The sequence below is a fragment of the Kitasatospora sp. NE20-6 genome (genome assembly GCF_045862635.1).
Window position 1 is genome coordinate 61,680 of the sequence record NZ_BPRL01000011.1, and the last position, 15,014, is coordinate 76,693.

Here is a 15,014-nt window from a genome sequence, read left to right on the forward strand (position 1 = left end):
GTCATGGGTGCAGTAAACAAGCGAGGGATCGTCGGGCGCCGCGCCACGCGGTCCGGCTCGACCGGAGGAGTCACGTGGCAGGCAGCGACCGGGCGGACAAGTCCTCCCGCGAGGAGGCCCTGCTGCGGGCTTCCCTCAGTGCGATCGCGCCCGGAACGGCGCTCCGGGACGGCCTGGAGCGGGTGCTGCGGGCCAACACCGGCGGCCTCATCGTGCTCGGTTTCGACCGGAGCGTCGACTCGCTCAGCACCGGCGGCTTCGTGCTGGACGTCGAGTTCACCGCCACCCGGTTGCGTGAGCTGTGCAAACTCGACGGTGCGGTCGTCCTCGACAAGGACATCACCAAGATCGTGCGAGCGGGCGTCCACCTCATGCCGGACGCCGACATCCCGACCGACGAGACCGGCACCCGGCACCGCACGGCCGAGCGCGTGAACCGCCAGACGGGCTTCCCCGTCGTCGCGGTCTCCCACTCGATGCGCCTCATCGCGATGTACGTCAACGGCACCCGCCGTGTCCTGGAGGACTCCACCACCGTCCTCTCCCGTGCCAACCAGGCACTCGCCACCCTGGAGCGCTACAAGCTCCGGCTCGACGAGGTCGCCGGCACGCTCTCCGCGCTCGAGATCGAGGACCTGGTGACGGTGCGGGACGTCGCCGCCGTCGTCCAGCGCCTGGAGATGGTGCGACTCATCGCCGCCGAGATCGCCGGCTACGTCCTGGAACTCGGCACCGACGGCCGGCTCCTCTCCCTCCAGCTCGACGAGCTCATCGCCGGGGTGGAGCCCGAGCGCGAACTCGTCGCCCGCGACTACTTCCCCGAACGGGCCGCCAAGAAGGGCCGGACCGTCACCGAGGTCCTCGCCGACCTCGAAGCACTGACCCACGCCGAACTGCTCGACCTGCAGACCGTGGTCAAGGCCCTCGGCTACTCCGGCACCCTCGAATCGCTCGACTCCGCCGTCTCCCCGCGCGGCTACCGGCTCCTCGCCAAGGTGCCGCGCCTCCCCAACACCGTCATCGAGCGGCTCGTCGAGCACTTCGGCGGACTCCAGAAGCTCCTGGCGGCCAGCATCGACGACCTGCAGACGGTCGAGGGCGTCGGAGAGACCCGGGCGCGTTCCGTCCGGGAAGGGCTCTCGCGGCTTGCGGAGTCGTCCATCCTGGAGCGGTACGTCTGAGTCCGCTCCGCGGGAGGCCGGGCCACCCGGCGGCCCGGCTGCTGCGGTCCGGCCGTCGGTCCGTCGGCCGGCCCACGGGCAGGTGCGCGGGCTCAGCCCTCCAGGCGGACGGAGGTCCGTGCGGAGACCGGTCCGCCGGCGGGGCCGGTCAGGTCGGCCTGGACGAGGTAGTTGCCCGCCTCGGCCGCGGTGGTGGGGGCGGTGGCGCACAGCGGCTTGCTGCGGCTGCGGTCCCAGGTGAAGTTCTCGGTGAGTCCGGCGCCGGCGGTCAGCCGGACCCAGGTGGCCTGGCGGGTGCTCGGGCAGTCGCCGGAGGACCAGACGCGTTCGCCGGCGCTGGAGGTGACGGTGAGGGTGGAGGCCGTGCGGCCGAGGTCGACGCGGCAGTCGGAGGCCGACGTGTTGCGGACGGTCAGCGCGAGCCGGGGCCTGACCTTGGCGGTGTACGCGTTGAGTTCGCTCGCGAGTTCCAGGGAGACCTGGGATGCCTTGCAGACCGGCAGTGCCATCACGGCGGAGGTGTTGACCGGCGGCTGTCCGCCTCCGCCACCGGTGCCGGTCGAGCCGCTCGCGCCGCCGGCGGCCGAACCGTCGCCGGTCGTACCGGTCGTACCGGTGGTGCCCTCGGTGCCGTCCGTGCCGGAACTGCCGCTTCCCGTGCCGCCGGTGGTCAGGCTGACGTCGCCGCCGCTGGAGCCGGACACACTGCCCGTCCCGCCGCCGGTCGAGCCGCCGCCGGTGCCGCCGGGGCGTGAGGTGATGGCCGACCCGCTGGGGCCGGCGCCCGGCGTGATCGACTGGACGGGCGCGGCCTGCGGGCCCTTCTTCGACCCCTGCGCGCCCCCGTCACCCGATCCGGTGACGAGCCAGGCGACCAGCACGACGACGACGGCCAGTGCCGAGAGCACGACGACGCGCCGTCGCCAGTAGATCGAGGCAGGCAACGGTCCCACGGGTTGACGCAGAGAGGGCACGGGCAAACTCTACGAGACTGTGTGCACCCGTTGATGCATCAACACTGTACGGGTATCACTTCCTTCACATGATCCGCCATTTGCTCCGGACGGGCGAGGGCCCTTCGGCGTGTCGTGCGGCCGCCCGGTGCCTGTGACGGAGAGCGTGGGGCGCCCTATAGTCGCGTCATGGCGAGAGCGCAGCGCACGGATCCCGACCCGGCCCGGATGATCGCGGAGGCGCGGCGGGCGTTCTTCGTGATGTTCTTCCTGCTCTGTGCGGTGTGGGCGGTCCAACTCGTCAACTGGGTCGGCGACTACGGGCTCACGCTCGACTTCGGCATCCGCTCGCACCGGGTGGAGCGGCTCCCGGACGTCCTCGCCGCGCCGTTCCTGCATGTGAACTGGCAGCATCTGGAGGGGAATTCCGGCCCGCTCTTCGTGTTCGGCTTCCTCGCCGCCTACCGCGGGGTGAAGAAGTTCCTCGGCCTGACCCTCCTCGTCGTGGTGACCAGCGGCGCGGCGGTGTGGCTGTTCGAGCGCGAGAGCGTGGTGACGGTCGGGGCGAGCGGGGTCATCTACGGATACTTCGGCTACGTCGTCCTGCGCGGCCTGATCGACCGCAACCTGATCGACAGCCTGATCGGCCTGGTCATGGGGGCGTCCTTCGCCTACATCCTGACCACCGCCGTGCCGGGCACGCCGGGTGTCAGCTGGCTCGGGCACCTCGGCGGGCTGGTCGGCGGACTCGCCGGCGCCTGGGTCTTCCGTGACCGGGGCCACCGGGGCCACGGCGACGGCATCGGCCCCGGCCCCGGCACGCACGGCGACCGCGACGGCGGTGTCCGGCCGGCGGGTGCGGCCGTGCCGTCCCAGCCCCCGGCGGTCCGGCCGGCGGCCGGCCTCCCGGAGAGCCCGCGTGCCGCGCTGCTGAAGGAACTGGACGACCTCGGCCTCTGAGGCCTTCCCGCCCGGCCGCCGCCAGGAATCGGGCGTCGGGGCCGTGGGCCGTGGGCCGGGGAGACCGGGTACGGCCCGGGCCGGCTCCCGTGCCGTGGGAGGATCGACGGTGCCATGGTTGCCACTGATGCCACTTCCCCCGCCGCCCTGCCCGCCGCGCTGCACACCACGGTCATCGGCTGGTACGAGGCCAATGCCCGCGACCTCCCCTGGCGGACCCCGGACGCCTCGCCGTGGGCGGTGATGGTCAGCGAGTTCATGCTCCAGCAGACCCCGGTCAAGCGGGTGCTGCCCGCGTACGCCGCGTGGATGGAGCGCTGGCCGACCCCTGCCGACCTGGCCGCCGACGCACCCGGTGAGGCCGTGCGGATGTGGGGCCGCCTCGGCTACCCCCGCCGGGCGCTGAGGCTGCACGGTGCCGCGGTGGCGATCACGGAGAAGCACGGCGGACGGGTGCCGGACGACCACGCCGCACTGCTGGCGCTGCCGGGCGTCGGCGAGTACACGGCGGCGGCGGTCGCGTCGTTCGCCTTCCGGCAGCGGCACGTGGTGCTCGACACCAACGTGCGCCGCGTCTTCGCGCGGGCGGTGACGGGGGTGGAGTACCCGGCCCAGGCCACCACGGCGGCCGAGCGGCGCACCGCCGGGGAGTACCTGCCCGCGACCGCGGAGACCGCGGCGACCTGGGCGGTCGCCGTGATGGAGCTCGGCGCGCTGGTGTGCACGGCCAGGGGGCCGGAGTGCGGCGCGTGCCCGCTGTTCGCGGAGTGCGCCTGGCAGCGCGCCGGCCGGCCGCCGTACGAGGGGCCGGCGCGGCGGGGCCAGACGTACGAGGGCACGGACCGCCAGGTGCGGGGGAAGCTGCTCGCGGTGCTGCGGGACGCCCACGACGAGGTGCCGCGGAGCCGTCTCGACGAGGTCTGGCCGGACGCGGTGCAGCGGGCCCGCGCGCTCGACGGGCTGGTCGCGGACGGCCTGGTCGAGCCCGTCGCGCAGGGCGTCTACCGCCTGCCGCGCTGACACGGCCCCCGCAGGGACGCGGCGCGCACCGCACCGTCGTCGCCCGCCGTGGCGCGCCCGGCCCCGCGGACGGCGGAAGGACCCGCCCGGACGTGCCGGGCGGGTCCTTCCGTGGTGGTGCGGCGGTGGCCGGGGTGCGGCGTCCGCCACGCCGGTTGCGCGTGTCGCGCCCTCGGTGTCAGATCGCTTCGAGCGAGGGCTCGGGCTTCTGCGTTCCGGCGCCGCGCAGCGGCACCTCGTGCAGGAAGACGGCCGCGGCGACGGCGATGAGGCTGATCACCGCGCCCCACAGGAAGACGGTGTGCATGCCGTTGGAGACCGCGTGGTGGTAGGCGTCCTGGATGGCGGCGGGGAGCTTGCGCAGCGCGTCCGGGCCCATCTGGCTGAGGTTGGTGCCCTGGCTGCCGCCCGCGGTGCCGAGGCGGTCCTTCATGGTCGAGGTGACCTGGTTGTTGAAGATCGCGCCGAAGAGCGCGACACCGAAGGAGCCGCCGATGGTGCGGAACAGCGTGGCGGTGGAGGAGGCGACGCCCATGTCCTTGAGCTCGACGCTGTTCTGCGAGACCAGCATGGTGATCTGCATGAGGAAGCCCATGCCGGCGCCCAGCACGACCATGTAACAGGCCGAGGTGAAGCGGCTGGTGTCGGTCGAGAGGGTGGAGAGCAGCAGGGAGCCGCCGGCCATGACCGCGGTGCCGATGATCGGGTAGATGCGGTACTTGCCGGTCTTGGTGACGGCCTGGCCGACGACCAGGGAGATCACGAGCATGCCGAACATCATCGGCATGAGCAGGAGGCCGGAGTTGGTGGCCGAGGCGCCCTGCACGGTCTGCTGGTAGAGCGGCAGGAACGTCACGGCGCCGAACATCGCGAAGCCGACGATGAAGCCGATCACCGAGACGAGGGCGAAGTTGCGGTTCTTGAAGAGGTCGAGCGGGAGCATCGGCTCCTCGACCCGCTGCTCGACGTAGCCGAAGCCGAGGAGCGTGGCGACGGCGAGCGCGCCGAGGCCGAGGATCTGCTTCGAGGTCCAGTCGTACTCCTGGCCGCCCCACGTGGTGATGAGGACGAGCGAGGTGATGCCGACGGTGAGGAGCACCGCGCCCGCGTAGTCGATCCGCGCGGTGGAGCGGGTGGTGGGCAGCTTCAGGGTGACCACGATGAACGCGAGCGCGAGGATGCCCAGCGGCAGGTTGATGTAGAAGGTCCAGTGCCAGCTGAGGTGGTCGGTGATGAAGCCGCCGACGAGCGGGCCGCCGATGGTGGCGAGCGCCATCACGGCGGCGAACATGCCCTGGTACTTGCCGCGGTCGCGGGGCGCCACGAGCGCACCCATGATCGACATGACGCCGACCATGAGGCCGCCGGCGCCGAGGCCCTGGATGGCGCGGAAGGCGATGAGCTGGCCCATCGTGCTGGACAGGCCGGAGAGGGCCGAGCCGGCGAGGAAGATCGCGATGGAGATCACGAACGTGCCCTTGCGGCCGTACATGTCGCCGAGCTTGCCCCAGATCGGGGTGGAGGCGGCGGTCGCGAGGGTGTAGGCGGTGACGACCCAGGAGAGGTGTTCGGCGCCGCCGAGGTCTCCGACGATGGTGGGCATGGCCGTGCCGACGATGAGGTTGTCGAGCATGGCGAGCAGCATGGCGACCACGAGGCCGACCATCACCAGACGGATCTCGCGCGGCGAGCGCTGCGCGGGGTCGGCGGGGTCGGAGGACTCCGCTGCGGGTCCGTCCGCAGCGGCTTCGACCTGTTGCTGTGACATGGGTGGTTTTCTCCCCGAGAGCGGCGTGGCCGCGCCGTTCGCGACCTACTTACTTGTCGACCGGCTAGTTACCCGTCGCGTCGCACGGTAAGTTGTTCCCCAGCCGGGCGTCAAGCCGGTTTCCGAGGACACCTCAGGGACAGGGACAATGAACCTGGGGAGTGTGCCGGAAGCCGGTCCCACCCGCCACCACCGCAGCCACGAGGCAGGCCAGTCAGCGATGAGTACGACGCAGAGCCCCCGCAGTGACACCCGCGCGCGGATCATCGACGTCGCCCTGGAACTTTTCGCCTCGCAGGGCTACGAGAAGACCTCGCTGCGGGAGATCGCCGACCGGCTCGGGGTCACCAAGGCCGCGCTGTACTACCACTTCAAGACGAAGGACGACATCGTCCACGGCATCGTCGAGAGCATGGCCGCGCCGATAGACGAAGCCATCGCCTGGGGCCGCGGCCAGGCCTGGTCGCCGGAGCTGCGCGACGAACTGGTGCGCCGCTTCGCGGCGGGCATGGCCGAACGGGCGCCGCTGCTCCGCTTCTTCCACGAGAACCAGCCGGCGCTGCGGGAGTCCGCCGCCGGGCTGGAGTTCAAGAACCGGATGCTGGCGATGATCGAGCTCGTCCAGGGCCCGGACGCCACGTTCCACGACCGGCTCCGCGCCACCATGGCGCTCTTCGCCATCAACTCCGCGTTCTTCCTGCTCAAGCAGGAGCACTCCGAGCCGTGCGGCTCCGGTGCCGACCCCGCCGCGCCCGCCTCGCAGCCGGTGACCCTGGTGGAGGCGATGGACGCCGCCGTGGAGCTCGCCCTGGAGATCGCCGCCCGCATCGACCCCGCCGTCGAGCCGACGGCCTGAGGCACCCCGCACGTACGGCGGCGCCGGACACCCCTCCCGGGGAGCCGGCGCCGCCGTACGTGCGGGTCGCGCGGAGGGCGCGCACAGGTCGCGCGGGGGCGACCCGAGGGCGCTCGGGTGCGGTCAGAAGTTGTTCGCGCCGTGCGCCGAGAGGTAGGCGACCGGGTCGATCACCGCGGCGTACCGGTTGGCGGTGCGGATCTCGAAGTGCAGGTGCGGCCCGGTGGAGTTGCCGGTGTTGCCGGAGAGGCCCACGCGGTCGCCCGCCTGCACCTTCTGCCCGGCGTGCACGCCGAGCTTCGACATGTGCGCGTACTGGGCGTAGTGGCCGTCCGCCAGCTTCAGGACGACCTGGTTGCCGTACGCGCCCGCCCAGCCGGCCGACACCACGGTCGCGTCGCCGACGGCCACCAGCGGGGTGCCGACCTTCACGGCGAAGTCGACACCGGTGTGGAATCCGGCCGCGTAGCTGTGGTTGGTCTTGTGGTACGGGTTGCTGGTCCGCGCGCCGGGCGCCGGGGAGGACCACGCCGGCTTCTGCTCGGCGGGCTGCTCCTGCGGCTGCGGGGCCGGCGCGGCCGGCTGCTGCTGGGCAGGCTGGGCAGGCTGGGCAGGCTGGGCCGCGGGCTGCTGCTCCGGCGCGGCGGGGGCCGCGGGCTGCTCGGGGGCCGGCTGGGTGAGGTTGCGCGCCACCGCGACGGCGTCCTGCGCGGAGGCCGAGCGCGGCTGCTTGTACGTGCTGGGCTCGGCCAGCTGCACCACGCGGGCCTCCTGGTGCGGCGCGGCGGCCGCGGTGAACACCGAGCTCCCGGGCACCGTCGGGCTGACGGTGGTCTGCGCCGCCGCGTGGCCGGGCAGCATCAGCACGCCGAGCGCCAGCGCCGCGACACCGCCCGAGGCCACCTTCGCCCGGTGCTGGTGCAGCATCCCGTGGCCGCCGGTCCGCAGGCCGCTGACGGCCGGGCCGCCGCTCCGCAGGCCGGTGACGACCGGGGCGCCCGGCAGCACGCCGGTCAGCGAGCGGGCCGAGAACGCGCGAGAGGTCAGCGAGCGGGCGTTCAGCAGGGCGGTGGCCGTGCCGGCGGTCGCCGTGCGGGTGAGACGACGGGCGGCGTCGGAGAACGAAGGCATCGGAGCAGAACCTCGCGGAAGGGGGCGGTGCGCAGCGGAGCCGCGGGGCTCCCTGGCGGGGACTTCTCCGGTGTAATCGCTGGGTCGGCGGGCCCCAAACGGTGTGACGTACGACGGGCCGTCGTAGGAGGAGCCCGCTGCGGGCCGCCCCGCCCCTGCGAAGGCGGGGCGGCGGGCGGGCCTGCGGCTACTACCGCCCCTCGTAGGGCGGGGTGGGCCTGTGACCACTGCCACCGCGGTACCCCTCGGCGGGGGAGGCCAATCGTGACCCGGGCCACAGCCGCGTGCGGGTCCGGTGCGGATCCGGCGCCGGGCGGTGTCCCGCGCCGTGCGGGGCGGGGTTCTGCGCGAAGATCGGGGGGTGAACGAAGAAATCCAGCAGCGCCGGTTCGCGGCGTTCCGTTCGTGCGAGCGGGTCCTGTCCGGCAGCCGGCCGAAGTCCCTGCGGGAGCGGATGGCCGCCCTGGTGTCCGAGTCCGACGGCATGTACGACCTCGACGGCCGGGTGGACGTCTACGGTGACGGGGTCGTACGGGCCCTGGAGGAGCGTGTGGCGGGCCTGCTGGACCGGGAGGGTGCCGCCTTCTTCCCGACCGGCACGATGGCCCAGCAGGTGGCCCTGAGGCTCTGGGCGGACCGATCCGGCAGCCAGGTGGTGGCGATGCACCCGCTGGCGCACCCGGAGGTGCACGAGCGGCGGGCGGTCTCCCGGCTCACCGGGCTGCACACGGTCTGGCCGACGACGGCCCCCCGGCTTCCCACCCCGGACGAACTCCGCTCCTGCGAGGAGCGGTTCGGCACCCTGATGCTGGAACTGCCGCTGCGCGACGCCGGCTTCGTACTGCCCAGCTGGCAGGAGCTGGTGGAGGCCGTGGAGACGGTCCGTCAGTTCGGTGCGCTGGTGCACCTCGACGGTGCGCGGCTGTGGGAGTCGACCGTGCACCTCGGCCGCACGCTCGCGGAGATCTCGGCCCTCGCGGACTCGGTGTACGTCTCCTGCTACAAGTCCCTCGGCGGGCTGAGCGGTGCGCTGCTGGCCGGCGACGAGGACTTCGTCCGGGAGGCCCGGGTCTGGCGCCACCGGTACGGCGGCCAGCTCTTCCAGCAGTGGCCGGCGGCCCTCTCGGCGCTGGCCGGTCTGGAGCACGAACTGCCGCGCCTGCCGGGCTACGTGGCGCACGCGCGGACGGTCGCGGCAGCCCTTGCCGAGGTGCCCGGCGCCCGGGTGCACCCGGCGCCGCCGCACACCCACCAGTTCCGGCTCTGGCTGCCGTACCCGGCGGTGCTGCTCACCGAGGCCACGCTGCGGTTCGCGGAGGAGCGGGGCACCGGCCTGTTCGGCTTCTGGGACGAGCCGGGCGTGCCGGGGACGTCCGTCACCGAGGTGACCGTCGGCAGTGCTGCGCTGGCCTGGTCGGCGCAGGAGGTCACGGACGCCGTGACGGAGTTCCTGGGGCTGGTCCGCACCCTGTCCTGACCCTGTCCTGCGCGCTCCCCGGCATCCGTCGCCCGCCGCAGGCCACGGGCCGGGACGCGGATCGGCCCGCTCCCCCGGGTGAGGGGAGAGCGGGCCGACGGATGCGGTCAGACGACCTCGTGGGTCACTTGACCGGGCGGACCATGAGAATGGTCTCCAGCTTGTTGGAGCTGTTCCACAGCACGTCGATCGCGGTGTGGGTGTTCGGGACCTTCACGCTGCTGTACGGGGTCGACGCGTCCCAGTACGCCTTGCTGTCGTTGAAGGTGCCGACGGCGGAGGCGCTCGGGATCTTGGTGAGGACGTCGGCCCGGTGCAGCTGCAGGCCGTCGGTGCGCTCCAGCCCGAAGGTCGAGTCGTAGCCCTGGATGCGCGAGCGCATCAGGGTGCCGTCGGCCCACTTGATCGGGGTCGGGTGCGAGTCGACCGGCAGGACGAGACCGGAGCCCGGGTGGTTGGTGACGTTGTTGTCGGACTGCGAGGTGTCCCACAGCCAGATCAGGATGCCGTCCTGGTTCTTGTAGTGGTCCACCCAGTCCGGGCGGGCCGCGGAACCGAAGACGTACGGACCGGTCTTCAGCGTGGTGTCGTAGGACACGTACTGACGGTTCTCGACGATGTAGTACTGGGCGTACTCGTTGGAGAACTTGCCCGTGATCCGCGAGAAGCCGGTGGCGGTCCAGCCGTTGTCGCCCTGCTCGGCGTCGTCGCTGAACAGCGCGGAGCCGTCGGCGGTGACCGCGATGTTGTCCAGCGCGAGGCCCTTCATGTGCAGGCCGCCGTCGGTGGTGTAGTGGAAGCGGACCTTGACGGCCTTGCCGGCGTAGGCGTCGAGGGAGTACGACAGGTCGCCCCACGCGCCGCCCGAGGTGCCGGTGAGGGCCGGCGCGTCGGCGCCGTCCTTCTGCAGCGGGGTGCCGTTGAAGGTGCCGTCGACCGCGGTCCAGTTGGCGCCGCCGTCGGTGGAGACCTCGGCGTAGCCGTAGTCGTAGTCCTGCTCGATGTCGTACCAGGCCTTGGCGGTCAGCGTGGCCGCCGACTTGCCGGTCAGGTCGACGTCGCGCACCAGCGAGACGTTGAGGTCGTCGGCGCTGCCGCTCCACCACTCGTTCGCACCCGCGTACGGGGTGTTGATCTCGGTGGTGACGGTCTTCTTCGGGAGGTCGACCACCACGGCCTGCGGGCGCTTGGTGTTGTACTCCGCCGGACCGGTCAGGTGGAAGGACAGCTTGTTGGCGGTGGCCTTGTCGTAGGTCAGCCAGCCGAGCTGCAGCTTCGACCAGGCGTCGAGGTCGCCGGGCTTGTCGCCGATCTCGGTCTTGCCGTCGCCGAGCCAGGATCCGGACGACATGAGCGACCAGAAGCCGACCGAGTTGTCGTCGGCGCCGGTGGTGTCGTACAGGTCGGGCAGGCCGAGGTCGTGGCCGTACTCGTGCGCGAAGACGCCCAGGCCGCCGTTCTCGGGCTGCATGGTGTAGTCGCCGACCCAGATGCCGGACGCGCCGACCGGGGTGCCACCGAGCTTGTTGTTGTCCGGGCCGGTCTTGCCGGCCTGGGCGCCGTACACGTAGCTGCGGTGGGCCCAGAGCGCGTCGGTGCCCTGGACGCCGCCACCGGCGGACTGGTCCTCACCGGCGTGCACGATCTGGAAGTGGTCGATGTAGCCGTCGGACTCGTTGAAGTTGCCGTCGCCGTCGAAGTCGTACCGGTCCCACTGGTCGTACTGCGCGATGGCGGCCTTGATCTGAGCGTCCGTCTGGCCCTTGGCCTTCTGGTCGGCGACCCAGGCGTTGATGCCGTCGCGGATCAGGTCCTGCGCGTTGTTGCAGACGTGGGCGCCGCAGTAGTCCGAGCCGTAACGGGCCTCGTTCCACGGCACGCGCACCCAGTCGGTGACCTGGCCGTCGACCGAGTAGCGGCCGGAGGACTGCTTCTCGTAGAAGGTCTTCAGCGAGTCGCCGGTCTTGGAGAAGTACAGGTCCTGGTAGTGCGCCTGGTTGTAGTCGGCCTGCCAGGCGGTGGAGTTGTCCTTGGCGCGGTCGGGCTGGGCGATCTGGTTGTGCCCCGGGCCGGGCTGGCCGCCGTACTTGACCTTGCCGTCGGCGGTGGTGGTGGTGTTGTCCACCTGGTCGCCGAAGTCCACCAGGATGGTGAAGATCTTGTCCGTGCGCTCGCGGGCGAGCTCGACGTACTTGTCGCGGCCGAGCTTCACGGAGGTGCTGCTGCCGTGCTTCTCGATCTTGGCGGTGCCCGCCAGGAGCTGCTCGGTGGCGGCCTTCTGCTCGGCCTCGACCTTCTCGGTCAGCGGGCCCGGCAGGTCGTGGTCGACCTTGAGCGCCTGCGCGTCGGCAGGGTCGTTCGAGACAGGGGTCGGCGTGGCGGCGGTGGCCGTCCCGGGCAGCAGGCCCGCGCCGAGCGCGGCCGTGACCGCGACGGCGGCAGTGGCTGCAGCGACCCTCTTGGATATCTTCAACGTGGTGACGTCCTCCCCTTACCGGCCGGGCTCTTGGCCCGCCGGCGAACCAATGAAAGACAGGTGGACGACATTGGATCCAAGCCCAGATGAAAAAGAAAGACCTTGACCATGCATGATCACACCGCTATCCTCCGGCGCTCGTGATCAACTGATGATCAGTCAAGACTAAAGCCTGAGCCCCAGTTCAGGGCATGCATCGCACCCGTACCAGCCCGCGTGTCGCGCCGGGAGGGCCCCGCGGCGGCCGGGATCACAGGTTATGGATGTCTAAACAGTTTTGAAACAGAAAACACCCCGGCCCCGACGGATGGTCGGGGCCGGAGCGTTTTTCGGGTTTTGCGGGTTACTTCGTCAGGTCCGGGCCGGGCGAACCGACCGTGGCCGGAGTGTCCGCCACGGGCGACTTCTCCTCGCCGCGGAAGGTGAACTTCGCGTCCTTGCCCTCGCCCTCGGTGCCGACGACCACGATGTGGCCGGCGCGCAGCTCGCCGAAGAGGATCTTCTCGGACAGGTGGTCCTCGATCTCGCGCTGGATCGTCCGGCGGAGCGGGCGGGCGCCCAGGAGCGGGTCGTAGCCCTTCTTCGCCAGCAGCTTCTTGGCCTCGATGCTGAGCTCCAGGCCCATGTCGCGGTCCTTGAGGCGGCCGTCCACCTTGTCGATCATGAGGTCGACGATCTGGATGATGTCTTCCTCGGTGAGCTGGTGGAAGACGACGATGTCGTCGACACGGTTGAGGAACTCCGGCCGGAAGTGCTGCTTGAGCTCCTCGCTGACCTTCGCCTTCATCCGCTCGTACCCGCTCTGGGCGTCACCCGCGGCCGCGAAGCCGAGGTTGAAGCCCTTCGAGATGTCCCGGGTGCCGAGGTTGGTGGTCATGATGATGACCGTGTTCTTGAAGTCGACCACGCGGCCCTGGGAGTCGGTCAGGCGACCGTCCTCCAGGATCTGCAGCAGCGAGTTGAAGATGTCCGGGTGGGCCTTCTCGACCTCGTCGAAGAGGACGACGGAGAACGGCTTGCGGCGCACCTTCTCGGTGAGCTGGCCGCCCTCCTCGTAGCCGACGTAGCCGGGGGGCGAGCCGAAGAGCCGGGAGACGGTGTGCTTCTCCGAGAACTCCGACATGTCGAGGGCGATGAGCGCGTCCTCGTCGCCGAAGAGGAACTCCGCCAGCGTCTTCGAGAGCTCGGTCTTACCGACGCCGGACGGGCCGGCGAAGATGAACGAGCCACCGGGGCGCTTCGGGTCCTTGAGGCCCGCACGCGTGCGCCGGATGGCCTGGGAGAGCGCCTTGATGGCGTCCTTCTGGCCGATGACGCGCTTGTGCAGCTCGTCCTCCATGCGCAGCAGCCGGGAGGACTCCTCCTCGGTGAGCTTGAAGACCGGGATGCCCGTGGCGGTGGCCAGGACCTCCGCGATGAGCTCCTCGTCCACCTCGGCGACGACGTCCATGTCGCCGGCCTTCCACTCCTTCTCCCGCTTCGCCTTCGCGGTGAGGAGCTGCTTCTCGTCGTCGCGCAGGGAGGCCGCCTTCTCGAAGTCCTGCGCGTCGATCGCGCTCTCCTTCTCGCGGCGGACGTCGGCGATCTTCTCGTCGAACTCGCGCAGGTCCGGCGGCGCGGTCATCCGGCGGATGCGCATCCGGGAGCCGGCCTCGTCGATCAGGTCGATCGCCTTGTCCGGCAGGAAGCGGTCCGAGATGTACCGGTCGGCCAGCGTGGCGGCGGCGACCAGGGCGGCGTCGGTGATCGAGACGCGGTGGTGCGCCTCGTACCGGTCGCGCAGGCCCTTGAGGATCTCGATGGTGTGCGGCAGCGACGGCTCGGCGACCTGGATCGGCTGGAAGCGGCGCTCCAGCGCGGCGTCCTTCTCCAGGTGCTTGCGGTACTCGTCGAGCGTGGTGGCACCGATCGTCTGCAGCTCGCCGCGGGCCAGCATCGGCTTGAGGATGCTCGCCGCGTCGATCGCGCCCTCGGCGGCGCCCGCGCCGACCAGGGTGTGCAGCTCGTCGATGAACAGGATGATGTCGCCGCGGGTGCGGATCTCCTTGAGCACCTTCTTGAGGCGCTCCTCGAAGTCACCGCGGTACCGGGAGCCGGCGACCAGGGCACCGAGGTCGAGAGTGTAGAGCTGCTTGTCCTTCAGCGTCTCCGGGACCTCGCCCTTGATGATCGCCTGGGCCAGGCCCTCGACCACGGCGGTCTTGCCGACGCCGGGCTCACCGATCAGCACGGGGTTGTTCTTGGTGCGGCGGGACAGCACCTGCATGACCCGCTCGATCTCCTTCTCGCGCCCGATCACCGGGTCGAGCTTGGCCTCGCGGGCGGCCTGGGTGAGGTTGCGGCCGAACTGGTCGAGGACCAGGGAGGTGGAGGGGGTGCCCTCCGCCGGGCCGCCGGCCGCGGCCGACTCCTTGCCGCCGCCCGAGTACCCGGAGAGCAGCTGGATGACCTGCTGGCGCACCCGGTTGAGGTCGGCGCCGAGCTTCACCAGGACCTGGGCGGCGACGCCCTCGCCCTCGCGGATCAGGCCGAGCAGGATGTGCTCGGTGCCGATGTAGTTGTGACCGAGCTGAAGGGCCTCGCGGAGCGACAGCTCCAGGACCTTCTTCGCCCGGGGGGTGAAGGGAATGTGACCGGACGGGGCCTGCTGGCCCTGGCCGATGATCTCCTCGACCTGCTGCCGGACCGCCTCGAGCGAGATCCCGAGGCTCTCCAGGGCCTTGGCGGCGACACCCTCACCCTCGTGGATCAGGCCCAGGAGGATGTGCTCGGTGCCGATGTAGTTGTGGTTGAGCATCCGGGCTTCTTCCTGAGCCAGGACGACAACCCGCCGCGCGCGGTCGGTGAACCTTTCGAACATCGTTTTCGCTCCTCAGAGCGGTCGGCCAGTGCGGGGTCCGTCCCCGCCCTGTCCTTCCGCATGCTAGTCCCGCTCAGCGGCGCGGCCCACGGACAGCCCCACTCGCGTGGGGACATCATGCTGCGCGACCAGCCGACACCATTCCCAACCTGATGTTGGGAGACGGTGTTCCCACAGGTGGCCCTGATGCACCCGATGGCCGCTACGCCATCGGCGAACAGGCACCCCCGTGCGGGGACGGCCGGCCGCGCGAACTGCCCTGGCGGGGGCCCTGTCGACCCCGCCCACCTGCATTCATACCCGGTATTCGGGGGAGATTCGCGCTGTTTCCC

At 71.1% G+C, this 15,014-nt stretch carries 10 protein-coding genes; 5 read left to right on the forward strand and 5 right to left on the reverse strand.

Annotated elements, in window-relative coordinates:
* Nucleotides 1-122 precede the first annotated feature (122 nt).
* Nucleotides 123-1,181: a DNA integrity scanning diadenylate cyclase DisA gene (gene disA / locus SNE206_RS12230; RefSeq protein WP_407913446.1), complete on the forward strand. Its 1,059-nt coding sequence runs from the start codon at nucleotides 123-125 to the stop codon at nucleotides 1,179-1,181.
* Nucleotides 1,182-1,273: 92 nt separating this feature from the next.
* On the opposite strand, the gene SNE206_RS12235 is transcribed toward disA, so the two are convergent.
* On the reverse strand, nucleotides 1,274-2,134 hold the full coding sequence (locus tag SNE206_RS12235) for a hypothetical protein (protein WP_407913324.1): 861 nt from the start codon (nucleotides 2,132-2,134) through the stop codon (nucleotides 1,274-1,276).
* Between the two features lie 189 nt (nucleotides 2,135-2,323).
* On the opposite strand from SNE206_RS12235, the gene SNE206_RS12240 reads away from it, so the two are divergent.
* Both SNE206_RS12240 and SNE206_RS12245 read left to right on the forward strand, forming a co-directional pair.
* Nucleotides 2,324-3,094: a rhomboid family intramembrane serine protease gene (locus SNE206_RS12240; protein WP_407913325.1), complete on the forward strand. Its 771-nt coding sequence runs from the start codon at nucleotides 2,324-2,326 to the stop codon at nucleotides 3,092-3,094.
* A gap of 114 nt (nucleotides 3,095-3,208) precedes the next feature.
* Nucleotides 3,209-4,114, forward strand: a complete 906-nt coding sequence (locus SNE206_RS12245) for an A/G-specific adenine glycosylase (RefSeq protein ID WP_407913326.1) — start codon at nucleotides 3,209-3,211, stop codon at nucleotides 4,112-4,114.
* A 178-nt stretch (nucleotides 4,115-4,292) separates the two neighbouring features.
* Here the strand turns inward: SNE206_RS12245 and SNE206_RS12250 are convergent, their stop codons facing one another.
* Nucleotides 4,293-5,882 (reverse strand): MDR family MFS transporter, encoded by a 1,590-nt coding sequence (locus SNE206_RS12250; protein ID WP_407913327.1) that lies wholly within the window; start codon nucleotides 5,880-5,882, stop codon nucleotides 4,293-4,295.
* Between the two features lie 220 nt (nucleotides 5,883-6,102).
* Between SNE206_RS12250 and SNE206_RS12255 the strand changes: the two genes are divergently transcribed.
* A complete protein-coding gene (locus SNE206_RS12255; RefSeq protein WP_407913328.1) occupies nucleotides 6,103-6,738 on the forward strand; it encodes a TetR/AcrR family transcriptional regulator in 636 nt (211 codons plus the stop codon).
* A 123-nt stretch (nucleotides 6,739-6,861) separates the two neighbouring features.
* Here the strand turns inward: SNE206_RS12255 and SNE206_RS12260 are convergent, their stop codons facing one another.
* On the reverse strand, nucleotides 6,862-7,869 hold the full coding sequence (locus tag SNE206_RS12260; protein ID WP_407913329.1) for a M23 family metallopeptidase: 1,008 nt from the start codon (nucleotides 7,867-7,869) through the stop codon (nucleotides 6,862-6,864).
* Between the two features lie 361 nt (nucleotides 7,870-8,230).
* On the opposite strand from SNE206_RS12260, the gene SNE206_RS12265 reads away from it, so the two are divergent.
* On the forward strand, nucleotides 8,231-9,346 hold the full coding sequence (locus tag SNE206_RS12265; RefSeq protein ID WP_407913330.1) for a threonine aldolase family protein: 1,116 nt from the start codon (nucleotides 8,231-8,233) through the stop codon (nucleotides 9,344-9,346).
* A gap of 124 nt (nucleotides 9,347-9,470) precedes the next feature.
* On the opposite strand, the gene SNE206_RS12270 is transcribed toward SNE206_RS12265, so the two are convergent.
* Nucleotides 9,471-11,819 carry an immune inhibitor A domain-containing protein gene (locus tag SNE206_RS12270; RefSeq protein WP_407913331.1) on the reverse strand — a complete coding sequence of 783 codons (2,349 nt, stop codon included), beginning with the start codon at nucleotides 11,817-11,819 and terminating at the stop codon, nucleotides 9,471-9,473.
* 346 nt (nucleotides 11,820-12,165) lie between these two features.
* Entirely contained in the window at nucleotides 12,166-14,682 is a 2,517-nt protein-coding gene (locus SNE206_RS12275) for an ATP-dependent Clp protease ATP-binding subunit (RefSeq protein ID WP_407913332.1), read from the reverse strand.
* Nucleotides 14,683-15,014: the final 332 nt, after the last annotated feature.